This window comes from Telluria sp. RT2P19, from assembly GCF_059685725.1.
Window position 1 is genome coordinate 206,192 of record NZ_JCASIL010000001.1, and the last position, 23,955, is coordinate 230,146.

General features: G+C 66.2%; 21 protein-coding genes. 15 read left to right on the top strand and 6 right to left on the bottom strand.

The window, feature by feature from the left end; translation table 11 throughout:
• The first annotated feature begins 14 nt into the window (after nucleotides 1-14).
• The 3 genes from AC56KW_RS00815 to AC56KW_RS00825 are packed head-to-tail and all read left to right on the top strand — an operon-like array spanning nucleotide 15 to nucleotide 4,918.
• Complete coding sequence (locus tag AC56KW_RS00815; RefSeq protein WP_497168834.1) at nucleotides 15-1,556, top strand: alpha-N-arabinofuranosidase; 1,542 nt, start codon at nucleotides 15-17, stop codon at nucleotides 1,554-1,556.
• Nucleotides 1,557-2,576: an arabinan endo-1,5-alpha-L-arabinosidase gene (locus tag AC56KW_RS00820; protein ID WP_497168835.1), complete on the top strand. Its 1,020-nt coding sequence runs from the start codon at nucleotides 1,557-1,559 to the stop codon at nucleotides 2,574-2,576.
• On the top strand, nucleotides 2,573-4,918 hold the full coding sequence (locus AC56KW_RS00825; RefSeq protein ID WP_497168836.1) for a beta-L-arabinofuranosidase domain-containing protein: 2,346 nt from the start codon (nucleotides 2,573-2,575) through the stop codon (nucleotides 4,916-4,918). Before AC56KW_RS00820 ends, AC56KW_RS00825 begins: the two co-directional genes overlap by 4 nt.
• A 24-nt stretch (nucleotides 4,919-4,942) precedes the next feature.
• Here AC56KW_RS00825 and AC56KW_RS00830 read toward each other — a convergent pair whose 3' ends face one another.
• Together AC56KW_RS00830 and AC56KW_RS00835 are read right to left on the bottom strand one after the other, a co-directional pair.
• Nucleotides 4,943-5,647: an anti-sigma factor gene (locus AC56KW_RS00830; protein WP_497168837.1), complete on the bottom strand. Its 705-nt coding sequence runs from the start codon at nucleotides 5,645-5,647 to the stop codon at nucleotides 4,943-4,945.
• On the bottom strand, nucleotides 5,644-6,231 hold the full coding sequence (locus AC56KW_RS00835) for a sigma-70 family RNA polymerase sigma factor (RefSeq protein ID WP_497168838.1): 588 nt from the start codon (nucleotides 6,229-6,231) through the stop codon (nucleotides 5,644-5,646). Before AC56KW_RS00835 ends, AC56KW_RS00830 begins: the two co-directional genes overlap by 4 nt.
• Before the next feature lie 259 nt (nucleotides 6,232-6,490).
• Here AC56KW_RS00835 and AC56KW_RS00840 point away from each other — a divergent pair, with 259 nt between their 5' ends.
• The 9 genes from AC56KW_RS00840 (at nucleotide 6,491) to AC56KW_RS00880 (ending at nucleotide 17,339) form a co-directional block, all read left to right on the top strand.
• Nucleotides 6,491-7,468 carry a ferritin-like domain-containing protein gene (locus AC56KW_RS00840; protein WP_497168839.1) on the top strand — a complete coding sequence of 326 codons (978 nt, stop codon included), beginning with the start codon at nucleotides 6,491-6,493 and terminating at the stop codon, nucleotides 7,466-7,468.
• 145 nt (nucleotides 7,469-7,613) lie between these two features.
• Nucleotides 7,614-8,585 (top strand): ABC transporter substrate-binding protein, encoded by a 972-nt coding sequence (locus AC56KW_RS00845; RefSeq protein WP_497168840.1) that lies wholly within the window; start codon nucleotides 7,614-7,616, stop codon nucleotides 8,583-8,585.
• Nucleotides 8,586-8,592: 7 nt separating this feature from the next.
• Nucleotides 8,593-10,116, top strand: coding sequence for a sugar ABC transporter ATP-binding protein (locus AC56KW_RS00850; protein ID WP_497168841.1), 1,524 nt, complete (start codon nucleotides 8,593-8,595; stop codon nucleotides 10,114-10,116).
• Nucleotides 10,113-11,228: an ABC transporter permease gene (locus tag AC56KW_RS00855; RefSeq protein WP_497168842.1), complete on the top strand. Its 1,116-nt coding sequence runs from the start codon at nucleotides 10,113-10,115 to the stop codon at nucleotides 11,226-11,228. The genes AC56KW_RS00850 and AC56KW_RS00855 overlap by 4 nt, the downstream gene beginning before the upstream one ends.
• Complete coding sequence (gene yjfF / locus AC56KW_RS00860) at nucleotides 11,225-12,205, top strand: galactofuranose ABC transporter, permease protein YjfF (protein ID WP_497168843.1); 981 nt, start codon at nucleotides 11,225-11,227, stop codon at nucleotides 12,203-12,205. Before AC56KW_RS00855 ends, yjfF begins: the two co-directional genes overlap by 4 nt.
• A gap of 16 nt (nucleotides 12,206-12,221) precedes the next feature.
• Nucleotides 12,222-13,184, top strand: a complete 963-nt coding sequence (locus tag AC56KW_RS00865; protein ID WP_497168844.1) for a glycoside hydrolase family 43 protein — start codon at nucleotides 12,222-12,224, stop codon at nucleotides 13,182-13,184.
• Nucleotides 13,185-13,240: 56 nt separating this feature from the next.
• Nucleotides 13,241-14,182 (top strand): LysR family transcriptional regulator, encoded by a 942-nt coding sequence (locus AC56KW_RS00870; RefSeq protein ID WP_497168845.1) that lies wholly within the window; start codon nucleotides 13,241-13,243, stop codon nucleotides 14,180-14,182.
• 182 nt (nucleotides 14,183-14,364) lie between these two features.
• Nucleotides 14,365-16,575: a hybrid sensor histidine kinase/response regulator gene (locus tag AC56KW_RS00875; RefSeq protein WP_497168846.1), complete on the top strand. Its 2,211-nt coding sequence runs from the start codon at nucleotides 14,365-14,367 to the stop codon at nucleotides 16,573-16,575.
• A 68-nt stretch (nucleotides 16,576-16,643) separates the two neighbouring features.
• The gene (locus AC56KW_RS00880; RefSeq protein ID WP_497168847.1) at nucleotides 16,644-17,339 is read left to right on the top strand and encodes a fumarylacetoacetate hydrolase family protein; all 696 of its coding nucleotides are present in this window, start codon (nucleotides 16,644-16,646) and stop codon (nucleotides 17,337-17,339) included.
• Here AC56KW_RS00880 and AC56KW_RS00885 read toward each other — a convergent pair whose 3' ends face one another.
• On the bottom strand, nucleotides 17,340-18,119 hold the full coding sequence (locus AC56KW_RS00885) for a hypothetical protein (protein WP_497168848.1): 780 nt from the start codon (nucleotides 18,117-18,119) through the stop codon (nucleotides 17,340-17,342). It lies immediately after the preceding gene.
• A gap of 109 nt (nucleotides 18,120-18,228) precedes the next feature.
• Here AC56KW_RS00885 and AC56KW_RS00890 point away from each other — a divergent pair, with 109 nt between their 5' ends.
• Both AC56KW_RS00890 and AC56KW_RS00895 read left to right on the top strand, forming a co-directional pair.
• Nucleotides 18,229-19,155, top strand: a complete 927-nt coding sequence (locus tag AC56KW_RS00890; protein WP_497168849.1) for an alpha/beta fold hydrolase — start codon at nucleotides 18,229-18,231, stop codon at nucleotides 19,153-19,155.
• Between the two features lie 120 nt (nucleotides 19,156-19,275).
• Nucleotides 19,276-20,133, top strand: coding sequence for a hypothetical protein (locus AC56KW_RS00895; RefSeq protein WP_497168850.1), 858 nt, complete (start codon nucleotides 19,276-19,278; stop codon nucleotides 20,131-20,133).
• On the opposite strand, the gene AC56KW_RS00900 is transcribed toward AC56KW_RS00895, so the two are convergent.
• Nucleotides 20,130-21,170, bottom strand: a complete 1,041-nt coding sequence (locus AC56KW_RS00900; RefSeq protein ID WP_497168851.1) for an SDR family NAD(P)-dependent oxidoreductase — start codon at nucleotides 21,168-21,170, stop codon at nucleotides 20,130-20,132. The genes AC56KW_RS00895 and AC56KW_RS00900 overlap by 4 nt on opposite strands.
• Nucleotides 21,167-22,192 (bottom strand): asparaginase, encoded by a 1,026-nt coding sequence (locus AC56KW_RS00905; protein WP_497168852.1) that lies wholly within the window; start codon nucleotides 22,190-22,192, stop codon nucleotides 21,167-21,169. The genes AC56KW_RS00900 and AC56KW_RS00905 overlap by 4 nt, the downstream gene beginning before the upstream one ends.
• A 386-nt stretch (nucleotides 22,193-22,578) precedes the next feature.
• Here AC56KW_RS00905 and AC56KW_RS00910 point away from each other — a divergent pair, with 386 nt between their 5' ends.
• Nucleotides 22,579-22,968 carry a hypothetical protein gene (locus AC56KW_RS00910; RefSeq protein WP_497168853.1) on the top strand — a complete coding sequence of 130 codons (390 nt, stop codon included), beginning with the start codon at nucleotides 22,579-22,581 and terminating at the stop codon, nucleotides 22,966-22,968.
• 70 nt (nucleotides 22,969-23,038) lie between these two features.
• On the opposite strand, the gene AC56KW_RS00915 is transcribed toward AC56KW_RS00910, so the two are convergent.
• Nucleotides 23,039-23,905 carry a pirin family protein gene (locus AC56KW_RS00915; protein WP_497168854.1) on the bottom strand — a complete coding sequence of 289 codons (867 nt, stop codon included), beginning with the start codon at nucleotides 23,903-23,905 and terminating at the stop codon, nucleotides 23,039-23,041.
• Nucleotides 23,906-23,955: the final 50 nt, after the last annotated feature.

Genomic DNA, 23,955 nt, shown 5'->3' on the forward strand with positions numbered 1-23,955 from the left:
ACCAGGAGACAACAGTGAAAGTACTCAAGCCCATCATCCTCGCATGCAGCCTTGCCGCGCTGCCTGCATTCGCCCAGGTCAGCGTGTCGGTCGACACCACCAAGCCGGGCCCGGTCATCAACAAGAACGTGTACGGCCAGTTCGCCGAACACCTCGGCACGGGCATCTACGAGGGTATGTGGGTCGGTCCGAACTCGAAGATCCCGAACACCCGTGGCTGGCGCAACGACGTGGTCGGCGCGCTGAAGGAACTGAAGGTGCCGCTGGTGCGCTGGCCCGGCGGCTGCTTCGCCGACGAATACCACTGGCGCGACGGCATCGGCGCGCGCAACAAGCGTCCGGTCAAGGTCAACACCCACTGGGGCGGCGTGGCCGAGGACAATGCGGTCGGCACCCACGAATTCTTCGACCTGGTCGAGATCCTGGGCACCGAAGCCTACATCAACGGCAACCTCGGCTCGGGCACCCCGCAAGAGATGGCAGAGTGGCTCGAGTACATGACGTCGGACACCAAGTCGACCCTGGCCGAACTGCGCCGCAAGAACGGCCGCAAGGAGCCGTACAAGGTCGCCTATTTCGGCATCGGCAACGAAGCCTGGGGCTGTGGCGGCAATATGAAGCCGGAATACTACGCCCACCTGTACAACCACTACGCGACGTTCCTGAAGACGCCGCCGAACGCGCGGCCGAAGATGGTCGCCAGCGGCGGCAACGACAACGACACCAAGTGGACCGAGGTGCTGAGCCGCGAAGCCGCGCGCGGTACCGACGGCATCAGCTACCACTACTACACCCTGCCGACCGGTGTGTGGGAGAAAAAGGGCGCCGCCACCGGCTTCCCGGAATCGGAATGGTTCTCGACCATGCAGCAGACCCTGCGCATGGACGACCACATCAAGCAGAACATCGCCATCCTCGACAAGAACGATCCTGAGAAGAAGATCGGTTTCTATGTCGACGAATGGGGCACATGGTATGACGTGGAAGAGGGCACCAATCCAGGCTTCCTGTTCCAGCGTAATACCATCCGTGACGCGGTCGTGGCGGCGCTCAACTTCAACATCTTCCATGCACATGCCGAGCGCGTGCGCATGACGAATATCGCGCAGATGGTCAATGTGCTGCAGGCGATGATCATTACCGACAAGGACAAGATGCTGCTGACGCCGACCTACCACGCCTACAAGATGTACATCCCGTTCCAGGACGCGACCTCGCTGCCGGTGGCGGTCGACAATGACGTGGCTTATTCGAGCAAGGGCAAGTCGGTGCCGGGTATCAGCGCCACCGCGGCGCGCGGCAAGGATGGCAAGGTCTATGTCGCCCTGGTCAACACCCACCCGACCCGCGCCAGCGACGTCGCGGTCAACGTGGCCGGCCTGAACGTGGGCAGTGTGTCGGGCCAAGTGCTGACGGCCGAGAAGATGGATGCCCATAACACCTTCGAGCAACCGCAGGCGGTCAAGCCGGCGCCGTTCAGCGCGAAGGCGGCCGACGGCAAGCTGACGGTCAAGGTCCCGGCCAAGGGCGTGATGGTCTTCGCAGTCGAGGCGTAAATGAAGGCCGCACGCGCAATCGCAATCGCGATGGCCGTGTCGGCCGCGCTGACCGGTGCGGCATCCGCCGCCCAGGTCGGCGTGCACGACCCCGTCATGGCAAAGGAACAGGGCCGCTACTACCTGTACAGCACCGGTCCCGGCATCACCTTCTACAGCTCGCTGGACCTCAAGACCTGGAAGCCGGAAGGCCGCGTGTTCAAGGGCGAGCCGACCTGGGCCAGGAATGCCGCGCCGACCTTCAACGACCATATCTGGGCGCCGGACATCTATCACCATGACGGCAAGTACTACCTGTACTACTCGGTGTCGGGCTTTGGCAAGAATACCTCGGCCATCGGCGTCACCGTCAACAAGACGCTCGACCCACGCTCGCCCGACTACAAGTGGGAAGACCAGGGGCAGGTCGTGCAGTCGATCCCGGGCCGCGACCTGTGGAACGCAATCGACTCGCACGTGATCGACGACGAGCACGGCACGCCGTGGATGTCGTTCGGCTCGTTCTGGGGCGGCCTGAAACTGGTGAAGCTCGACGCCAGCCGCACCAGGCTGGCCGAGCCGCAGGAGTGGACCACCATCGCGCGCCGCGAGCGTCCGGCCTTTACCCCGGACGAAGAAGCCGCGCCGGCGCAGATCGAGGCGCCGTTCATCTTCCCCAAGAACGGCTGGTACTACCTGTTCGCGTCCTGGGACCTGTGCTGCAAGGGCAAGGACAGCACCTATAAAGTGGTCGTCGGCCGGTCGAAGTCGGTCAAGGGGCCTTACCTCGACCGCAACGGCGTCGACATGGCCAAGGGCGGCGGTTCGATCGTGATCCAGGGCAACAAGGACTGGGCGGGGGTGGGCCACAACAGCGCCTACACCTTCGACGGCAAGGACTACATGGTGCTGCACGCCTACGAGAGCGCCGACAAGTACAAGCAGAAGCTGAAGGTGCTCGAGATGAAGTGGGACAAGGATGGCTGGCCGGTAACGGACCAGAAGGACCTGAACCGCTACCAGAGCGTCGAGCAGAAATGAAGATACGCGTCGCGCTCCTCTCGCTGATGGTCGCCAGCGCCTGGGCGCAGGCGGCCGATGTCTTCCCGCTGGCCGACGTGCGCCTGGGCGCTGGTCCCTTCCTCGACGCCCAGACCACCAACCTCAACTACCTGATGGCGATGGAGCCCGATCGCCTCCTGGCGCCGTTCCTGCGCGAGGCCGGCCTGCAGCCGCGCCAGCCCAGCTACGGCAACTGGGAGTCGACCGGGCTGGATGGCCATATGGGCGGCCACTACCTGTCGGCGCTGGCATTGATGCATGCGTCGACCGGCGACGCCGAGACGCTGCGCCGCCTGAACTACTTCGTCGCGGAGCTCAAACGCGCCCAGCAGGCCAATGGCGACGGCTATATCGGCGGCATTCCCGGCGGCCGCCAGGCCTGGCGCGACGTCGCCGCCGGCAAGCTGGAAGCCGACAACTTCTCGGTCAACGGCAAGTGGGTGCCCTGGTATAACCTGCACAAGGTCTACGCCGGGCTGCGCGATGCCTATCGCTATGCCGGCAACCAGGATGCGAAGGTCATGCTGGTCCAGCTGTCCGACTGGGCCCTCGCCTTGACATCGAAGCTGTCGCCCGAGCAGATGCAGACGATGCTGCGCAGCGAACATGGCGGCATGAACGAGGTGTTCGTCGACGTTGCCGAGATGACGGGCGATCGCAAATACCTCGACCTGGCGCTGGCGTTCTCGCACCAGGCCATCCTGCAGCCGCTGGCGAAGAAGCAGGACCGGCTGACCGGCCTGCATGCGAATACCCAGATCCCGAAGGTGATCGGCTTCAAGCGCATTCACGATGCGACCGGGCGCCAGGACATGGGTGAGGCTGCAAGATTCTTCTGGCAGACCGTGGTCGACAAGCGCTCGGTGGCCATTGGCGGCAACAGCGTCAAGGAGCACTTCCACAGTCACGACGATTTCGACCCCATGGTCCACGAGGTCGAAGGGCCCGAGACCTGCAACACCTACAATATGCTGAAGCTGACCCAGATGCTGTTCCAGTCGGAGCAGAAGGGCAGTTATGGGGACTATTACGAACGCGCGCTGTACAACCACATCCTGTCGTCGCAGCGGCCGCAGGGCGGCTTCGTCTACTTCACGCCGATGCGGCCGAACCACTACCGCGTGTATTCGCAGGTGGACGATGGCATGTGGTGTTGCGTCGGTTCGGGCATCGAGAGCCACGCCAAGTACGGTGAGTTCATCTACGCGCACGAGAAGGACACGCTGTTCGTCAACCTGTTCGTCGCCTCCACGCTGGCCTGGAAGGACAAGGGCGTCACGATCACCCAGGCGACCACGTTCCCGGACACGGACACCACGCGCCTGACGGTCGACGGCGACGGCAGCTTCGCCATGAAGATCCGTTACCCGGCATGGGTAGCGCCGGGACGCATGGCGCTGAAGGTCAATGGACAAGCACTCGCCGTCGACGCCCAGCCGGGCGGCTACGCGACCATCGAGCGCGCGTGGAAGAAGGGCGACCGGGTCGACGTGCGGCTGCCGATGAGCACGCGCCTGGAACAGATGCCGGGCAAGTCGAACTACTACGCGGTGCTGCACGGGCCGGTGGTACTGGCGGCGAAGACGCGCATGCTCGGGGACGAAAAGCTGAACTACCTGGCCGACGACTCGCGCATGGGGCATATCGCCTCGGGACCGATGTGCCCACTGGAGTCGGCGCCGATGTTCGTCAGCGACTCGACCGATTTCATCGCGAAGTTCAAGCCGGTGGCAGGCAAGCCGCTGACCTTTACCGCGGCTGGCCTGGTACACGGCGCGGATGGGCCGCGCACCGAATTCATTCCATTCTTCCGCCTGCACGAATCGCGCTACACGATGTACTGGCAGCATTCGACGCCGGGCGGCCTGAAGGAGCTGCAGGCCGCGAACGCGGCGCGCGAGGCGGACCGGATCGCGCTGGACGCCCGCACCATCGACCAGGTGGCCCCGGGCGAGCAGCAGCCGGAGTCGGACCACTTCTTCAAGGGCGAGGGGGTTGATGCCGGTATCAACAATGGCCGGCACTGGCGCCATGCGACCGGGTGGTTCAGCTATGAGTTGAACGATCCGAAGGGTGAGGCCAGGGTGCTGCGGCTGGCGTTTTCCAGGGTGGATGCGGGACGGCGCTTCGATATCCTCGTCAACGGCAAGCTGCTGGTGGAAGTCACCCTCGAGGCGGACGCGAAGGAGGATATCTATACGGTCGACTATCCGATTCCCGACGCGGTGCGCAAGGCCGCGCAGGGCAAGCTGAGCGTGCGTTTCGTGGCGAAACCGGGATCGGTGGCCGGCGGCCTGTACGGCGTGCGGCTGCTGCGCTAGGACCGGTAGCAGCAAGGCCATGCCTTACATCACGCGCACCCAGTTGCCCTTGTAGAGGATCGGCCCGGTCGGACCATCCGGGCTCGGCGAACCGCCCGTCGGTTCGAGCGAGACGGCCAGCAAGGCGACGTCGTCGCCGAGCGCGGCCACGGTCAAGGGCAGCTCGATCACGCCCGCCCCGGACAATACACCGAGCGAGCGCGGAACGCCCTGCGTGGGCACCGCCCACAGCTGCAGCACCTTGTCGCCGGCAACCGGCGCGTTGTCGACCAGGCGCACCGTGAGCACCTGGCGGCTGCTGTCACCTGTCAGCAGCAGGGCGGTACGGGCCTTGTCATCGGTCAGGGCGGCGAGGTAATCGACTCGCGGACGCTCCAGCAGCGGCGAATTGATGACGCCAAGCAGCGCCAGCACCAGGGCCAGCGACGCCAGGCTCAGCCCGCGCCAGAGGCCAAGCGATTCGCTGCGCCAGAACTGCCAGGCCGCATGGCCGCGCGCCAGGCCGAGGCGACGCTCGATCGCCAGCCACACCTGGCGCCGCGGCGTGACCGAGGCGCTGAATTCGGCCATCGGCACGAGCCGGTCCTGCCATTCGGCCACCACGCGGCGCAGGGCCGCATCGTCGTGCAGCAAGCGCTCGAAGCGGCGCCGCGCGCCGCCCTTGAGCGTGCCCAGCACATATTCCGCAGCCAGCTTGTCGCACAGGGCGGGATTGTCACGGATATTCATGGGCGGTCGCCTCTGGCAAGGCAGGTTTTCAAACGTTCGAGGCTACGGCGTATCCAGGTCTTGACCGTGCCGATCGGGATTGCCATCTGCTGCGCCACCTCGCTGTGCGACAGGTCATGGAAGAACGCCAGTCCGACCACTTGCCGGTGCAATCCTTCCAGCGTCGACATGCAAAAAGCCAGGGCTTTCGCGTCGCGGCTCACCAGCAGGGCGTCGATCGGATTGGCGCGCGGATCCTGGAGCGCGTTCACGATGTCGCTATCGAACACCGGGCCGTCGATTTCCGCCTCGCCACCATGACGGCGGAGCATATCGAACGCTTTATTACGCACGATGGTCGTCATCCACGTCATCGGCGCCGCCAGATGGCTTTGATAGGTGGTAGCGCCATTCCAGATTGCGACGAAACCGTCCTGCAAGGCTTCTTCAGCCAATTCACGCTTGCCTAATATACGAAGCGCGAAGCCATACAGTTTCGGCGACGTGGCCTCGTACAGCGCGCGGAACGCAGTGGCATCGCGTTGCGCCGCGCTCTTTAGCCAGGCACGGAGCTGCTCGGGATCGAGGGTGGGGGTATCTGCCACTACCTGCCTTGTATAGGGGGAGAAACTAGTCTTATTGACAATATCACAAGCTATGCATCCGTCGAATTCGTTTGGATCCCGTGCGCAGGGCTGGCGTCGGCAATTGCCGGATGGAGGATTTATAAATAGTTGAAACCGTGCGCGACGAACGTGAGTACAACCCTTACGCGCTGCTCGTTCGGTATGACAGGTTCTTGATTGCAAAACACGAGCATGCGCCGGCCCGTTCCCCGATCGTTGTTCCAACCGGAGAAGCACCATGACCGACACGCATATAACCTTGGCACTACTCGAATCGCGCAAGCAGCAACGCGAAAAGCGGCGTTCCTTCTTCAAGAATGTCGGCGGAATCAGCGTCGGCATGGTGGGCGGCATCTTCCTGAGCGCTTGTGGCGGCTCGGTCAAGGACGCGATCGCCCAGGCCGCGCAGCCGACCGATATCGACATCCTTAACTTTGCATTGAACCTCGAATACCTGGAAGCGCAGTTCTATTCGTACGCGGCGCTCGGCATCGGCCTGCCGGCCAATCTGCTGACCGGGGCGGGCACGCAAGGCGCCGTCACTGGAGGCCGCCCGGTGCAGTTCAAGGATCCGCTGGTGGCGCAGTATGCGAAAGAGATCGCCCAGGACGAGATCGCCCACGTGGCTTTCCTGCGCGGCGCGCTGGGTTCGGCCGCGGTCGCGCAACCGGCGCTGGATATTGGCGGCACCGATCCGAATGGCGCATTCTCGAGCGCCGCGCGGGCGGCCGGCCTGGTCGGGCCTGGTGTCGCCTTCGATCCGTATGCCAGCGATGAAAACTTCCTGCTCGGCGCCTTCATTTTCGAAGACGTCGGCGTGACCGCCTATAAAGGCGCATCGCCGCTCATCCAGAACAAGACCTTCCTCGAAGCGGCGGCGGGCATCCTGGCGGCGGAGGCCTACCACGCGGGCCTGGTGCGCACGGTGCTGTATTCGAAAGGGCTGGGCACGCCATCGCTGCGCACCGCGGCCACCGCGATTTCCAATGCGCGCGACAGCCTCGATGGATCGGCCGATGTCGACCAGGGCATCGTCAATACGGTCGACAGCTCGGTATCGAATATCGTCCCGCTGGACAAGGATGGCATCGCCTACAGCCGCACGCCGGGGGACGTCCTCAATATCGTGTACCTGACCAGGGAATCGGTCACCATGGGCGGCTTCTTCCCGCGCGGGGCCAACGGCGTGCTGAATATGAGTTCGGCGTATTCCTGATGAGCGATACCGTGCGCCGGCCGGGGTGTCCCGGTTCTGCGCATTGGTGCGATATTCAAAAACATATCGCACTCAGCAAAAAATTGATTGGATCAGTATCCCACTTTGTCCTAGGATTGCATAACAACAATACCGGAGACAAGTGATGAGACTCACCCGCAGGAAACTCCTGGGCGCTTCAGTTGCCGCGACCGTGGCCGCCGCAATCGCGCCGACCACTGCCTTCGCCGCCAAGCCCTTGACGATCGGCTTCTCGCAAGTCGGCGCCGAAAGCGAATGGCGCACCGCGAACACCGCCTCCATCAAGGACGCCGCCAAGAAGGCTGGCATCAACCTCAAATTCGCCGACGCCCAGCAGCGCCAGGAAAACCAGGTCAAGGCGATCCGTTCCTTCATCGCCCAGCGCGTCGACATCATCGCTTTCTCGCCGGTCGTCGAATCGGGCTGGGACACCGTGCTGCGCGAAGCCAAGCGCGCCAATATCCCAGTCATCCTGACCGACCGCGCCGTCAAGGTCAGCGACCAGTCGCTGTACGTGACCCTGCTCGGGTCGGACTTCGTGGAAGAGGGCCGCCGCGCCGCGCGCTGGCTCGTCGAACACGCGAAGAAGAACCCGAACCGCGCCTATAACATCGTCGAGCTGCAGGGCACCGTGGGCTCGGCGCCGGCCATCGACCGCAAGGCCGGCTTCGCCGAAGTCATGAAGCTTGAACCGCGGCTCAAGATCATCCGCTCGCAAACCGGCGACTTCACCCGCGCCAAGGGCAAGGAAGTGATGGAAGCCTTCCTCAAATCCGAGGGCAAGAACATCACCGTGCTGTACGCGCACAACGACGACATGGCGATCGGCGCCATCCAGGCGATCGAGGAAGCCGGCTTGACCCCGGGCAAGGACATCCTGGTCGTGTCGATCGACGGCGTGCGCGGCGCCTTCGAGGCCATGCTGCAGGGTAAACTCAACGTGACCGTCGAGTGCAACCCGCTGCTCGGCCCACAGCTGATGGCAGCGGCCAAGGCGGTCAAGGCCGGTAAACCGGTCCCGAAACGTATCGTGGTGAACGAAGGTGTCTTCCCGGCCGAAGTCGCAGCCAAGGAATTCCCGAACCGTCGTTACTGAGGCGGCCATGCTCGCCTCGACGACAGAGGTGCCGGTCCTCGAAGTGACCGGCATCCATAAGCTATTCCCGGGCGTGAAAGCGCTGTCGGATGCGGGGCTGCGCCTGTATCCGGGCGAAGTCCATACCCTGATGGGCCAGAACGGCGCCGGCAAGTCCACCCTGATCAAGGTGCTGACCGGCGTCTACCAGCCCGAGCACGGCAGCATCATGCTGGGCGGCGAACGGATCGCGCCGCGCTCGACCCAGCACGCCCAGGACCTCGGCATCAGCACGGTGTACCAGGAAGTGAACCTGTGCCCGAACCTGTCGGTCGCCGAGAACATCTATATCGGCCGCTATCCGCGCCGCTTCGGCATGATCGATTGGCGCAGGATGCGCCGCGACGCCGCCGAGCTCCTGTCCCGCCTGCAGGTGAATATCGACGTCAGCCAGCCGCTGGCCAGCTACCCGCTGGCGATCCAGCAGATGGTGGCGATCGCCCGCGCCCTGAATATCTCGGCCAAGGTACTGATCCTCGACGAACCGACCTCCAGCCTCGACGAGGCCGAGGTGCAGCTGCTGTTCTCGGTGCTGCGCAAGCTGCGCGAGCAGGGCATGGCGATCCTGTTCGTCACCCACTTCCTCGACCAGACCTATGCGATCTCGGACCGCATCACGGTGATGCGCAATGGCGAGCGCGAAGGCGAGTACCTGTGCGGCGAGCTGTCGCGCCTGGCCCTGGTCAACAAGATGGTCGGCGTCGCCGCCGACACCCGGGAGCCGCCGCAGACCTGCATGGAAGAAGGCCACCAGGCCGGCCCGACCCTGCTGCACGCCAGGCAACTGACCCGGCGCGGCGTGCTGGCGCCGCTCGACCTGGAAATCAGGCAGGGCGAACTGCTGGGCCTTGCCGGCCTGCTCGGTTCCGGCCGCACCGAGACCGCGCGCCTGCTGTTCGGCGCCGACAAGGCGGACGATGGCGCGATCGAGATCGGCGGCCGTGCGCGCAGCTTCGCCACGCCGCGCGACGCGATCCGCGAAGGCATCGGTTTCTGCTCCGAAGACCGCAAGCACGAAGGCGCCATCCTCGACCTGTCGGTTCGGGAGAACCTGATCCTGGCCCTGCAGGCGCGCCGGGGAATGCTGCGCGCGATCCCGCTGCGCCGCCAGCAGGAGCTGGCCGACTATTACGTCAAACAACTGGGGATCAAGACGGCGAGCACCGAGACGCCGATCGGCACGCTCTCGGGCGGCAACCAGCAGAAAGTGCTGCTGGCGCGCTGGCTCGCCACCGAGCCGAAGCTGATGATCCTCGACGAACCCACGCGCGGCATCGACGTGCGCGCAAAGCAGGAAATCATGGATTACGTCACCACGCTGTGCCGCAAGGGCATGGCCATCCTGTTCATTTCGTCCGAACTGCCCGAGGTGCTGCGCGTGAGCGACCGCATCGTCGTCATGCGCGACCGCAAGGCCTGTGGAGAATACCGCCGCGGTGAGCTGGACGACAGCTCGGTGCTGCACGTGATCGCGGGGGAGGGCCGAGCATGATCGTCAAGGACAATCCGCCCGTGGCAACCGCCACCCCGGCCACGCCGGCCGCGAAGCCAGGCGCGCCGCTACGCCCGTCGCTGGCCGCGCGCGTGCTGGCGCACCACCTGTTGCGCCCCCTGGCCGCGCTGGCCGCGCTGCTGCTGATCGACTTGCTCTTGATCCCCGGCTTCTTCCACCTCGAGATCAAGGACGGCCACCTGTACGGTTCCCTGGTCGACATCGTCAACCGCGCCGCGCCGCTGATGCTGGCGGCGATCGGCATGACCCTGGTGATCGCCACGCGCGGCATCGACATCTCGGTCGGCGCCGTGGTGGCGCTGTCCGGCACCGTCGCCTCGATGCTCATCGGGGGCACGATGGTGATCCAGGACGGCGTGCCGGTCTACGTGGCCGAGACGCCGATGCTGGTCGCCATGGCGGCCGCCCTGGGCGCGGCGCTGCTGTGCGGCCTGTGGAACGGCGCGCTGGTGGCCGGCCTGGGCCTGCAACCGATTGTCGCGACCCTGATCCTGATGGTGGCGGGCCGCGGCCTGGCGCAGTTGCTGACCGACGGCCAGATCGTCACCGTCTACTACCAGCCGTTCTTCTTCCTCGGTAGCGGCTACCTGTTCGGCCTGCCGTTCGCGCTGTTCGTCGTGGCGGGGGTAGCCGGCGTGACCGCGCTGCTGCTGCGCCATACCGCGCTGGGCCTCTTCATCCAGGCGGTCGGCATCAATCCGGTGGCCGCGCGCCTGGCCGGCATCCGTACCGCGGCCCTGATCGTGTTCGTCTACGTGTTCGCCGCGGCCTGCGCCGGCATGGCGGGCCTGTTGATCAGCTCCAACGTCAAGAGCGCCGACGCCAACAACGCCGGCCTGATGCTGGAGCTCGACGCGATCCTGGCCGTGACCCTGGGCGGCACCTCGCTCGCCGGCGGCAAGTTCAGCCTGGCCGGTTCCATCATCGGTGCGCTGATCATCCAGACGCTCACCTACACCATCTATTCGCTGGGCGTGCCGCCCGAGGTCAATATGGTCGTCAAGTCGGTCGTCGTGTTCCTGGTCTGTATCTCGCAGTCGGACCAGCTCAGGCAGATGCGCAGGAATCCAGGGAAGCGGAGGGCGGCATGAGTGCACTCGTCGGTAACCTCAAGCAGCTGGCGAAGGCGCCATCCTTCACCTCGCTGGTCACGGTGGTCCTGCTGGGGACGATGCTGCTGATCGGCGGCGCGCTGTACGAAGGCTTCCTGTCGCTGCAGGTGATGCTCAACCTGCTGATCGACAATGCCTTCCTGCTGGTGATCGCGATCGGCATGGGCTTCGTGATCCTGTCCGGCGGGATCGACCTGTCGGTCGGCGCCGTGCTGGCGCTGTCGACCATGATCGCGGCCTGGCTGCTGCAGGTGGCGCACTGGCCGCCGCTGGCGGTGATCGCGAGCGTGCTGGCGCTGGGCTTCGCCTTCGGCGGCGGCATGGGCGCCGTCATCCATTATTTCCGCCTGCAGCCCTTCATCGTCACGCTGGCCGGCATGTTCCTGGCGCGCGGCCTGTGCTACCTGATCAGCATCGAATCGATCACGATCGAGGATCCGCTGTTCGTGGCGATGTCGCAGACGCAAATCCCGTTCTTCGGCGGCTTCATCTCGCCCGGCGCCCTGATCGCGCTCGGCATGCTCGCCTTCGCCGTCTGGCTCGCGCACTACAGCGGTTTCGGGCGCGCCGTGTACGCGGTCGGCGGCAACGAGCAGTCGGCCGCCATGATGGGCCTGGCGGTCGGCCGCACCAAGATCCTCGTGTATGCGTTCAGCGGCTTCTGCGCTTCGCTGGCGGGCCTGCTGTTCGCGTTCTACATGTTGTCCGGCTACGGCCTGCATGCCCAGGGCACGGAGCTCGATGCGATCGCCGCCGTCGTCATCGGCGGCACCCTGCTTACCGGCGGCTACGGCTATATCGCCGGGGCGCTGTCCGGCGTGCTGGTGCTGGGCACGATCCAGACCCTGATCGCCTTCGACGGCACCTTGAGCTCGTGGTGGACCAGGATCGTGATCGGCGGCCTGCTGTTCGTGTTCTGCGTCGTGCAGCGCGTGATGGCGTTCAAGACAAAATAAATCAACAGGAGACCCGATGTTCAAGCAAACCATCCTCGCCGCCGCGCTCGCGGCTACCCTGTGTGCGCCCACCTGCGCACAAGCGGGCAACCCGATCGTCAAGGACATCTTCACCGCCGATCCGGCGGCGCTGGTCGACAATGGCCGCGTCTACGTCTACGTCGGCAAGGACGAGGCCCCGGTCGGGGGCAAGGACTACGTGATGAACGAGTGGCGCGTCTACTCGAGCTGCGACATGAAGAAATGGACCGACCATGGTTCGCCGCTGCGCTACTCGACCTTCAAGTGGGCCGGGCGCGACGCCTGGGCCTCGGACATCGTCAAGCGCAACGGCAAGTATTATTTCTATTCGACCGTCGATCACGCCACCATCCCTGGCAAGGCGATCGGCGTCGCCGTCTCGGACAGCCCGACCGGCCCATTCGTGGATGCGCTGGGCAAGGCCCTGGTCTCGAACGACATGACGAAAGAGACGAAAATCCTGTGGGACGACATCGATCCGGCCGTGTTCATCGACGATGACGGCCAGGCCTATATGTACTGGGGCAACACGGTCATGAAGTACGTGAAACTCAAGCCCAATATGATCGAGTTCGATGGCCCGATCCATACCGTCGGGCTGGAGCACTTCGTCGAGGCAGCCTATATGCACAAGCACAAGGGCAGCTATTACCTCACCTATTCGCGCCACTTCCCGGAGGAGACGGTATACATGACCGGCCCGAGCGTCACCGGCCCGTGGACGGCGGGCGGCGTCATCATGGAGAAGAACACCAACGTCAAGACCATCCACCAGGCGATCGTCGAGTTCAACGACAAGTCCTACATCTTCTACCATAACGGCAAGCTGCCGACCGGCGGCGAATTCCGTCGCTCGGTCGCGGTGGAAGAACTGCGCTACGGCCCGGACGGCGCCATCCTGCCGATTGCACAGACCGCGGCAGGCCCGGCAGCCAATCCATCCCCGGGCTGCAAGTGATAACCGCACCCGCGATACCTCTGCCGGATCGATATCCAAACTGATATGATTTCCTAATGGATACGACGAACCCGAACTGGTTTTTGAAGGCACGCCTCAAGACGCGCCAGCTGCTGCTCTTGATCGCGCTGGACGACTACCGCAACATCCACCGCGCGGCCGAAGAGCTGCACATGACGCAGCCGGCGGCGTCCAAGCAGGTCAAGGATCTCGAAGAGATGCTGGACGTGCGCCTGTTCGACCGCCTGCCACGCGGGATGGAACCGACCATCTACGGCGAGACCATGATCCGCCACGCGCGCATGGCGCTCACCAGCCTGGCGCTGGCGCACGACGACATCGTGGCGCTCAAGGCCGGGCTGGCGGGGCAGGTGGAGGTGGGCGTGATCATGGCGCCGGCCATGGCGCTGCTGCCGCGCGCGATCGCCCGCATCAAGGAACAGGCGCCGCTGCTGCGCATCGGCGTGCAGCTCGAGTCGAGCAACGTCCTGATCGATAAACTCAAGCACGGCGCCCTCGATTTCATGATCGGCCGCATCCTCGAGAAGGAAAACGCGACGGGCCTGATCTATGAAGAGCTGACCGAGGAACCGGCGTGCGCCGTCGTGCGGCCCGGCCATCCGCTGCTGGAGCGGCGCGACCTGACCCTGCAGGACATCGCGGCCCGGCCCTGGATCCTGCCGTCGCCCGGCAGCATCCTGCGCCACCGCTTCGACATGATGTTCCTGCGCGCGGGCCTGCAGCCGCCCGTCAACGTGGTCGACACCACGGCGCTGCTGCTGGTGACGGCCCTCCTGCAGCAGACCGACGCCCTGCACGTGATGCCGCAAGAGGTGGCGCAATACTACGCGTCGCTGAACGTGATGCGCATCCTGCCGATCGAGCTGCCATGCAAGCTCGACGCCTTCGGCATCATCCGCCAGCAAGACCACCTGCTGTCGCCCGGCGCCGACCTGCTGCTGAAGGCCGTGCGCGCCGCCGCGGCCGAGATATATTGATTTGTGACATGGCTACAACCACCAAAAGTCACTGATGTGTAACGGGCGCAGCCCATCCCATTTGCTCGCTATAATCGCCCACAACAAGAAAATGTTGGCGGCAGGGCAATAAGAGCGCGAGGGGAAGCGTTTCAGTGTATCAAGCCCGGCCAGCTTCGCAAGAACCACACTGGGTATTCCTGATGAGCAACCTGAGCAGTTTCCCGCCGATCGCCGTCGGCGGTTTGGCGCTGGGAGAGCCGGACGCTTGGCCCGAGGGCCTGCGCGCCATCGGCGACCTGATCCTTGCATCGCGCTTCCCGATGTTCCTGGCCATCGGCCACGACCTGCGCCTGTTCTATAACGATGCCTATTCCGACCTGCTCGGCGACAAGCACCCGGCCGCGCGCGGCGCGCCGTACGCCAGCGTCCGGCCCGAGCTGTGGGAGCGGCTGCGCCCGTACTTCGAGCACGTGCTGGCCGGCGAAGCGACCCAGCTCCAGCACGCCCTGATGGAATTCGAGCGCAACGGCAAGCGCGAGCGGCGCTATTTCTGCGTCTCGCTGTCGCCGGTGCGCCATGCGGGGCAGGTGGCCGGCGTCTACTGCGTGCTCACCGAGACCACGTCCGATGTGCTGTCCGAGCACCGCCACGCTTTCCACCAGAAACTGGGCGAGACGCTCGATGGCCTGGACGATGCGGACCACATCATGAAGGCCACCAGCGCCATGACCGGCCAGACGCTGGGCGTGGCGCGCGTGGGCTATGGCGAGATCGACGCCGTCGGCCACACGGTGAGCATCGACCGCGACTGGACCGATGGCCGCATCGCCGGCCTGGCCGGCATGACGCATCCGCTGGCCGACTTCGGCGCCGACATCATGGGCATGCTGCGCCAGGGCCGCATCGTGCGCATCGACGACGTCGAGGCCGACCCGCGCTCGGCGCCGTGCGCCGCGGCCTACGCCGGCATCGGCGCGCGCGCGGTGGTGATCGTGCCGATCATCGAGGAAGGGCGCCTGTCCGCCGTGTTCTACCTGCACGAACCGGTCGCGCGCCACTGGACCGAGCAAGAAACCGCGATGGCCGAGGACGTGGCGCGCCACACGCGCGAGGTGGTGCGCCGCTCGCGCCTCGAAGAAACCCTGCGTGACGCGGCGCTCGAGCGCGACGCGCTGCTGCAGAGCGAGCGCGCGGCGCGGGTGCAGGCCGAGCGCCTCAGTCACACCAAGGACGAATTCCTGGCCATGCTGGCGCACGAATTGCGCAATCCCCTGGCGCCGATCAGCAGCTCTGCCAGCCTGTTGAGCATGCAGTTCGCGAACGAGCCGCGGATCTGCCAGACCAGCACCATCATCAGCCGCCAGGTCAAGCACATGAGCCGCCTGATCGACGACCTGCTGGACGTCTCGCGCGTCACGCGCGGCCTGGTCAAGCTCAAGCTGGCCACGGTCGATTTCCGCGAGGTGGTCACGGGTGCGCTCGACCAGACCCGCCCGCTGGTGCTCGAGAAATCGCACCAGGTGCGGGTCGAGCTGCCGGACACGCCGGTCTATGTGCGCGGCGACCAGACGCGCCTGGTGCAGAGCGTGGCCAATATCGTCAACAACGCCGCCAAGTACACGCAGAAGGGCGGCCAGCTGGCCCTGGCGCTGCAGGTCAGGGATGGCCGCATGGTGCTGACGGTCCGTGACAACGGTTCCGGCATGCCGCCCGAGCTGCTGCCGAACGTGTTCGACCTGTTTACGCAAGGCGCGCGCACCCTGGCGCGCTCGCAGGGTGGGCTCGGCCTGGGGCTGACCCTGGTCAAGCGCCTGGTCGACATGCACGAAGGCGACGTCGCGGCCCACAGCGAGGGTGTCGGCTGCGGCAGCACCTTCACGCTCACCTTGCCGTGCGTGGCGGGGACGTGCGACGGTGATGACGCCCGGCTGGGCGACCCGGACGCCGTGCGCGCCATCCTGCAGCGCAAGCTGAAAGTGTTGATCGTCGATGACAACAGCGACGCCGCCGACAGCCTGGCGACGTTGCTGCAAGTGCAGGGTTACGCCACCTCGGTCGAGTACGATGCCCCGTCGGCCCTGCGCCGCGCGCGCGTCGAGCGGCCCGACGTGATGCTGATCGATATCGGCCTGCCCGACGTCGACGGCTACCAGCTGGCCCAGGAACTGCGCGCGCTGCCCGAGACCCTGGGCACGGTGCCGGTCGCGGTGACCGGCTACGGCCAGGCCAAGGACCGCGAACGGGCGCTGCAGGCGGGCTTTGCCCACCACCTGGTCAAGCCGGTGGACATGACGGCGCTGGTGAGGATCCTCGAGTCGAGCGCGGCGCTAGCGGCGGTGGCCGAGGCGCAAGCTGCTGCGCCGCGGCCATCGTCGGCATCCGCGTCCGGGGAAGCGCTGGCGCCGGTGTAGATGGGCGGCCCGACCACGGCCATCCTTGGCGCAGGTATCATCATGCCTCCATCAATGAAAGGATGAGCATGACCGAATTCGTCTTCACCGCTCCCGCCACGCCTTCGGTGGCCGTCAGTGGTTCGAGCAGCCGTTTCCCGGTGCGCCGCGTGTTTTGCGTCGGCCGCAACTACGCCTCGCATGCGCGCGAGATGGGCAGTGACCCGAACCGCGAACCGCCGTTCTTCTTCACCAAGCCGGCCGACGCCGTGGTGCCCGCCAGCGGCGCGGTGCCATACCCGCCGTCGACCGACGACCTGCACCACGAGATCGAACTGGTGGTGGCGCTGGGCGCCGGCGGCGCGAATGTCGACGCGGCCAACGCGCTCGACCTGGTATGGGGCTATGGCGTCGGCCTTGACCTGACCCGGCGCGACCTGCAGGCGGCGGCCAAGGACACCGGCCGGCCGTGGGACATGGCCAAGGGTTTCGATGCCTCGGCGCCATGCAGCGCCCTGCATCCGGTGAGCGAAGTAGGCCATCCGATTGACGCGCGCATCTGGCTCGAAGTAAACGGCGAGCTGCGCCAGGAAGGCAACCTCAATGAACTGATCTGGCCGATCGCCGACGTGCTCGCCTACCTGTCGCGCTTCGTGACGCTGGCGCCGGGTGACCTGATCTATTCGGGCACGCCGTCGGGCGTGGCGGCATTGAAGCCGGGCGACCGCGTGCGCGGGGGCGTCGACGGCGTCGATACCTTCGAACTGGAGATCGGCGCACGCTGATCAGGTCATCAGGGCCGCCATCTGCGCCAGCAGCGCCTCGCGCGCCGCGTCGAGCTGCGCGCCATTGGTCTTGCTCGACAGCGCAGAGCGCTCCTTCCTTCGCAGAAAATACGCAACCCGCTCGGCGTTGGCGCCGGATGGATGCGGCAGGCCGTGCAGGATGCGCTCCGGGCGCAGCACGCCCTGGCCGGCCAGCCAGTCCAGCCCTTCGCTGACGCTCGCTCCCATCGGGATATACAGCGCATCGGGCAGCAGGGCGGCTTCATGCGCGAAGTAGCGCAGCGCCTGTGCGCGCAGGAACGCGTGGCGCGGCATCGCCGGCGTGCCGCTGTAGTTCTTGCCGTCGACAAAGACCGGATGGCGCAGGATGGCGCCGATGTGCACCAGGCCGGCATCCACATCGAACAGGGTGGCGCAGCTGGCGATGCCGAGCCAGTGGTGCACCCCGATCGCATCGAGCAGGGCCACGAAGTTGGGCCGGATCGCGCCGCTGAAGGCGCCGCATTGCCGCGCCGCGCGCAGCACCTGCGCGCGGTCGGCGCCGGCGGACATCTGGCGCTGCGCCTCGCGCATCGCATTCTTCCACTGCACGAAGCCGGGCGAGATCCCGACCACGACCACGCGCGCGTCCCGGTTCACCGCTTCGAAGGGAATGTAGTGGCTGCTGTAGCGGCCTTCCCGCGCCAGCAGGAACTGCGCGGGAATGTCGGCGGACGTGGCGACGCCGTCCAGGTCGAGGCGGCGGATGGCGTCGGCGTAACGGTCGAAAAGAATGTCCATGGAGCAGCTTGTGCGAATGCGACGAGCCGGGCATTGTGCCAGCCTTTTGCGAGGGGCCGTCGCGCCCGAAGTAGGATACGCTGGGATGGTCGCGTACAAGGAGGTCATCATGGCGCCATACCGATTCCTCAGTGTAGCCGCCGCGCTCTCCGTGGCGCTGGCCGCCCAGGCCGCCGCCCCGGGCATGCCGCCGCAGTTCAAGACCAGCAGCGTGCAGACGGCGGACGGCGCCACCATCCACGTGCGCACCGGCGGCAAGGGGCCGGCGGTCGTGCTGATCCACGGCTTCGGCGACACCGGCGACATGTGGGGGCCGCTCGCCGCGCGCCTGGCCCGGCAGCACACCGTGATCGTGCCCGACCTGCGCGGCATGGGCCTGTCGTCGAAGGCGCCGGGCGGCTACGACAAGCAGTCGCAGGCCGCCGATATCCGCGCCGTCGTCGAGCAATCCGGCCAGGACCGCGCCGACGTGGTGGGCCACGATATCGGGACCATGGTGGCGTATGCGTATGCGACGCGCTATCCGGACAAGGTCGGCCGCCTGGTGGTAATGGATGCGCCGGTGCCGGGCGTGGCGCCGTGGGACGAGATCGTGCTCGATCCGCGCCTGTGGCATTTCAACTTCGGCGGCAAGGAAGCCGAGCAGCTGGTGCAGGGCCGCGAGCGGATCTTCATGGACCGGCTGTGGAACCAGTTCGCCGCCGACCCGGCGAAGATCGACGAGGCCACCCGCGCCCATTACGCGCGGCTGTACGCCCAGCCCGGCGCGATGCGGGCCTCGTTTGCCCAGTTCAATACCATTGCCTCGAAGGACGTCGCCGACAACCGCGTCGCCTCCAGGGTGAAACTCACCATGCCGGTGCTGGCGATCGGCGGCAAGAGTTCCTTCGGTCCCATGATGGCGACCGTCATGCGCAACGCCGCGGTGAATGTGCGCGAAGCCGTGGTGCCCGATGCCGGCCACTGGATGATGGAAGAAAACCCGGAAGCCACCGTCAAGCTGATCGATGAATTCCTGGCGCCTGCCGCGCGCTGACGCCGCCAGAGCCGGTCATATACCCGTTTGCCCGGCTCAATGCCCTGAGCTGCGCCAGTGCGCGTGAACTGATACGCTAGCGATATCGCTGCATTTCGCGGTATCTCGAGCGAGGTAGTCATGACACAAGTCGCACTGATCGCCATCCATGGCATGGGAGAGACCCTGCCCGACTATGCGGATGGCTTGATGGCCCGCTTGCGCACCCGCCTGGGCCGCCTGGCCCCGCAGGTCGTGATGCGTGCAGTCTATTACCAGGGCATCTTGCACGACAACCAGCGCCTGGTCTGGGACCGCACCGCCGCCACCGGCAAGGTGCGCTATGCGTCCTTGCGCAAATTCGTCCTGTACGGCCTGGGCGACGCTGCGGGGCTGGAAACTCGCAAGGAGGTCGCCGGTTCGGTCTACGAACTGGCGCAGGCAGAAATCGCGCAGGCATTGCTGTCGGCCCACGCCACCCAGCCCGCCATGCCGGTCGTGTTCATTGCCCAGTCGCTCGGCGGCCAGGTACTCTCGAGCTACCTATACGATGCGCAGAAGGCGGCGGCGGGGCAGGCGGTCGGGGCCGGCATCTGGCGCAATATCGACGCCTGGGCATCCACCGCGCTGGGCCGGCCGCTGACGGCAAGCGAGCGTGTGTTCCTGGGAGGCGGCACCTGCGCCGGACTGGTTACCACCGGTTGCAATATTCCGATCTTCGTCGCCGCGCACAAGGAAATGCACATCATTCCGATCGCACCGCCCACCTCGCGGTTCAAGTGGATCAATTTCTATGACCCGGACGACGTGCTGGGCTGGCCGCTGCAACCGTTATCGCCGGGTTACCGGAACCTGGTCGAGGACCGCACGCTCAACGCCGCCGGCGGCGTAGGGAGCCTGCTGGCGCGCAGCTGGAATCCGTTGTCGCACGACAGTTACTGGGCAGACGGCGCCGTGCTCGATGCGCTCGCCGGCATGCTGCGCCGCTTGGCCGCCTAACGCCCGCGCTGGTCGCGCTCGCGCGCCGCGTCTTCGTGGCGCATGCGCTCACGCACGCCGCCATCGATGCCGGTCGTGCCCTGCAGCGGGCGATGCACCGCGCCACTGGTCGGCGCGGCCGGCGGCGACTCCTCGAACTGCGCCTTGTGCGCGATATCGGCGGCCATGCGCTCGGCCACGTCGGGTGCGATACGGTGGCTCCAGTAGGCGCCGCGCGCCTTCCAGCCGGTCGGCACTTCCTCGCGCGGATACACGGTGGCGTGCACGATGATGTCGACCACCTTGCCCGGGTCGTCCATCAGCGGCATGCGCGGGCGGTGGCCGCTGTAGTTGGCGGCCTGGTTGAAGAACTCGGTGTCGGTGGCCCAGGGCAGGATGGTGGCCACATGCACCCGGTAAAGCCGCGCCAGCCGCAACTCTTCGTTCAGGGCCCGGCCCAGGCCCAGGATCGCCGCCTTGGTCGACGCGTACGAGGCGTGGTAGGCCAGCGGAATCACGCTTTCGACCGAGCCGAGATTGACCAGCGTGCCACTGCCCTGGCTGCGGAACTGGCGCAGCGCGACGTGGCTGCCGTAGATCACGCCCTTCAGGTTGACGTCGACGATGCGCGCATGGTCTGCCAAAGGCACGTCTTCGAAGCGGCCGATGGCGCCCACGCCCGCGTTGTTGATCCAGACGTCGATGCGGCCGAAGCGCGCCAGCGCCGCCTGGCCCAGCTGCTCGACCTGGGCCGCGTCGGCGACGTCGGTCGGCACCACCAGCGCCGCGCCGCCGGCGGCGTTGATCGTGGCTGCCACCTGTTCCAGCGCGTCGGCGCGGCGCGCGGCCAGCACCACGTTGGCGCCCATGCCGCCCAGGCGCTCGGCCACCCCGCGTCCGAGGCCGCTCGAGGCACCGGTGACGACATAGGTCTTGCCCGCGATCGTGGCCCCGTCGCGATCCGACAGCGTGGTGGCGCAGCCGCCCAGCAGCAGCGCGCACAAGAGCAGCAGGCAAGGCGCCAGCAGGCGCAGCGGATGCGTGGACGACAGCGTCATGCGCGCCGCTCCAGCGTGAACAGCGGCCGGATGTCGCCCGCCACCGCGCCCCGCGCATTCTTGATGGCGGGCTGGCGGTAGCGTTCGAGCGCGGTCCTGCGCGCTTCGTCGAGCAGGCCGAGCTGGTCGAGCACCGCATACACGGCCGGATGCAGCGCCCGGCTGTTGCCGTCGGCAATCTTGATCGCAATGCCGATCCCGGAAGAGCGAATGCCGATCGCCTGCACCGCGTCGGCACCGATCTTGGCCACCCAGTCGCCGCCGCCGGCCGTCATCCAGTGCAGGTCGGTGCGCTCCTGGCCCGAGACCATGTCGGGCCGCGCCGACATGGCTTCGCCCAGGATGCCCATCGCACCGCCCAGCTGCGGGTCGCCGCTGCCGTGCGCCAGGCGCGCATACAGATGCGCCAGCGACGACAGCGGCAGCGCGTAGTTCGGCGCCGAGCAGCCGTCGATCCCGGTCGGCATGCTGCTGGCCGGCAGGCCGACCGTGTCGGCCAGGGCGGCGCGGATCGCCTGCTGCAGCGGGTGGCCGCGATCGACGTAGTTGGCGGTCGGGACGTCGTGCAGGCGGCACCAGGCCAGAAAGCCGCTGTGCTTGCCGGAGCAGTTGTGGTGCAGCGGCGTCCATTCGGCGTCCCGTGGCGGTTTCTGGCCAGTGAACTCGTAGTGCAGCGGCACCGCGCAGCCGCATTCGAGGTGGCCCGGCTCGAGCCCGATCTTGTCGAGGATGGCGCGCACGCCGTCGAGGTGGATGGATTCGCCCGAGTGGCTGGCGCACAGCAGCGCCACCTCGTCCTGCGTGAGGCCGAAGCGCGCCGGGCCGTCGGCCAGGATGAAGGGCAGGGCCTGGAACGGCTTCAGGGCCGAGCGGGTAAAAGTGGGATAGTCGGGGTCGCCCGCCGACCACAGCAATCGTCCGCGGGTGTCGACCACGGCCACCGAACCCCAGTGGACGTTCTCGATCACATTGCCGGAATCTGGGTAGCCGCGCGTGGTCGCGACGAGGGGAATCGCATGCATGAGGTGGGCCCGCTTCGTTATCGATGACGCTACTGTAAGGCATCTGCAGACATGCAGACACACTGTTGAAACAAGGCTTGCCTTGAAATCGCGTAGTTCACGGAAAGCATGGAATGACGCATGCAGACGGCGTGCAGACATGCTGTTTCGGCGCGCATATGCACCTCCCGTTCACCTCGTGTTTTCCGCATTTCGTCGCGCGTTTTGGCGCTTCATACCAATGCAGCTTGAGTGTTCGCGGCGGATGGCTAGACTGTGTTCATCGCCAGACAAAAAAGCAACCCTGGCGAATAAGAAATACATGGACCGGGCGGCTTCCTCACAGGCGTTTGCATGCTTGATGCCGCAGGTCCTTCCTTCGAATTCGACCTGAAAGGAACATCATCATGCGCATCAAACACATCGCCCTGTTCGCCGCCGCCGCCACCCTGTCGCTGTCGAGCGTCGCGGCTCCGCAAGGCATCGAGAAACCCGTCGTTGAAGTACGCAGCTCCCACCAGCAGGTGCCGATGCCGGCCTTCGCCTACGACCGCGTGCAGGGCGAATACGCGCTCGAAGACGGCCGCACCCTGCAGGTCGAAGGCAAGCGCGCCGACGGCAAGCGCACGCTGTATGCCGACCTGGGCGACGGTCCTGTCGAACTCATCCACGTCGGCAAAAAACGGTTCGTGGCGGTCGGCAAGGACCTGAGCCTGCGCTTCCAGGGCGACAGGATTCCCGACACGGTCTTCGTGCGCGATGGCGGCCGCCGCGAAGTGGCCGCGGCCCAGCGCTGATCGGGCGTCGTCCGGCCATCCGAGCAGAAACGCGGTGTTCGGCCGGATCGGCCAGGAGCGCCAGGCGGCGTCACGCCAGCGTTGATCCGAAGCGTCCGGCCTGGTAGTCGGTGATCGCCTGCACGATCTCGTCGCGGGTGTTCATGACGAAAGGGCCGTGCGCCACCACGGGTTCGCCGATCGGATCGGCATGGCCGAACAGCAGCAGCGTGTCGTCCCCGGCGTGCAGCAGCAACTCGTCGCCGTCCTCGCTCAGTTCCACCAGTTGGTAGGCGTTGACGAGATCGCCGTGGCGGCCCACCTCGATTCGTCCCCGCACCACATACAGCAGCACGTTGCGTCGTCGCAGGCCGGACACCGCCAGCCGTCCGCCGGCCCGCATCGCCACGGTGCTCATGAAGACGCCGGTCAGCGACTGCACCGGCCCCGTCGTTCCCTCCCACTCGCCCGCGACCAGGTGCAGCGTCACCTTGCCGCCGTCGAGGGGCAGGGCGGGGATCTGCTCGCGCTGCAATCCGGTGTAGGCCGGTGTGCTCATTTTCAGGCGTGACGGCAGGTTCACCCACAGCTGCAGGATCTCGAGCGGCCCGCCTTGTTCGAGGAACTGGCGTGGCGAGACTTCGGCGTGCACGATGCCGCTGCCGGCCGTCATCCACTGGATGCCGCCGGCGTGGATCACGCTCTCGTGGCCGGCGCTGTCGCGGTGCGCCAGCATGCCCTCGACGATGAAGGTCACGGTCTCGAAGCCGCGGTGCGGGTGCGGTCCGAACGGCAGGCCGCGGTTGTGCGGCCCGTAGGCCTGCGGACCATGGTGGTTCAGGAACAGGAAGGGATCGATCTGCTCGAGCCGGTTCGAGGGCACGGGACGCCGGGTGAGCAGGTCACCGATATCGTCGCGCAGGGCTGGGTGCAGGTGCAGGATGGTCTTGTCGGTCATGGGTGTTTTCTCGTGGTGCGCATTGCGTAACGATACGCGCAAACCGGCGT

What these genes read in the sequence shown, in the direction of transcription:
- AC56KW_RS00820 (WP_497168835.1), top strand. Translation starts at nt 1,557, where the DNA reads ATGAAGGCCGCACGCGCAATCGCAATCGCGATGGCCGTGTCGGCCGCG.
- AC56KW_RS00825 (WP_497168836.1), top strand. Translation starts at nt 2,573, where the DNA reads ATGAAGATACGCGTCGCGCTCCTCTCGCTGATGGTCGCCAGCGCCTGG.
- AC56KW_RS00830 (WP_497168837.1), bottom strand. Translation starts at nt 5,647, where the DNA reads ATGAATATCCGTGACAATCCCGCCCTGTGCGACAAGCTGGCTGCGGAA.
- AC56KW_RS00840 (WP_497168839.1), top strand. Translation starts at nt 6,491, where the DNA reads ATGACCGACACGCATATAACCTTGGCACTACTCGAATCGCGCAAGCAG.
- AC56KW_RS00845 (WP_497168840.1), top strand. Translation starts at nt 7,614, where the DNA reads ATGAGACTCACCCGCAGGAAACTCCTGGGCGCTTCAGTTGCCGCGACC.
- AC56KW_RS00850 (WP_497168841.1), top strand. Translation starts at nt 8,593, where the DNA reads ATGCTCGCCTCGACGACAGAGGTGCCGGTCCTCGAAGTGACCGGCATC.
- AC56KW_RS00855 (WP_497168842.1), top strand. Translation starts at nt 10,113, where the DNA reads ATGATCGTCAAGGACAATCCGCCCGTGGCAACCGCCACCCCGGCCACG.
- yjfF (WP_497168843.1), top strand. Translation starts at nt 11,225, where the DNA reads ATGAGTGCACTCGTCGGTAACCTCAAGCAGCTGGCGAAGGCGCCATCC.
- AC56KW_RS00865 (WP_497168844.1), top strand. Translation starts at nt 12,222, where the DNA reads ATGTTCAAGCAAACCATCCTCGCCGCCGCGCTCGCGGCTACCCTGTGT.
- AC56KW_RS00870 (WP_497168845.1), top strand. Translation starts at nt 13,241, where the DNA reads ATGGATACGACGAACCCGAACTGGTTTTTGAAGGCACGCCTCAAGACG.
- AC56KW_RS00875 (WP_497168846.1), top strand. Translation starts at nt 14,365, where the DNA reads ATGAGCAACCTGAGCAGTTTCCCGCCGATCGCCGTCGGCGGTTTGGCG.
- AC56KW_RS00880 (WP_497168847.1), top strand. Translation starts at nt 16,644, where the DNA reads ATGACCGAATTCGTCTTCACCGCTCCCGCCACGCCTTCGGTGGCCGTC.
- AC56KW_RS00885 (WP_497168848.1), bottom strand. Translation starts at nt 18,119, where the DNA reads ATGGACATTCTTTTCGACCGTTACGCCGACGCCATCCGCCGCCTCGAC.
- AC56KW_RS00890 (WP_497168849.1), top strand. Translation starts at nt 18,229, where the DNA reads ATGGCGCCATACCGATTCCTCAGTGTAGCCGCCGCGCTCTCCGTGGCG.
- AC56KW_RS00895 (WP_497168850.1), top strand. Translation starts at nt 19,276, where the DNA reads ATGACACAAGTCGCACTGATCGCCATCCATGGCATGGGAGAGACCCTG.
- AC56KW_RS00900 (WP_497168851.1), bottom strand. Translation starts at nt 21,170, where the DNA reads ATGACGCTGTCGTCCACGCATCCGCTGCGCCTGCTGGCGCCTTGCCTG.
- AC56KW_RS00905 (WP_497168852.1), bottom strand. Translation starts at nt 22,192, where the DNA reads ATGCATGCGATTCCCCTCGTCGCGACCACGCGCGGCTACCCAGATTCC.
- AC56KW_RS00910 (WP_497168853.1), top strand. Translation starts at nt 22,579, where the DNA reads ATGCGCATCAAACACATCGCCCTGTTCGCCGCCGCCGCCACCCTGTCG.
- AC56KW_RS00915 (WP_497168854.1), bottom strand. Translation starts at nt 23,905, where the DNA reads ATGACCGACAAGACCATCCTGCACCTGCACCCAGCCCTGCGCGACGAT.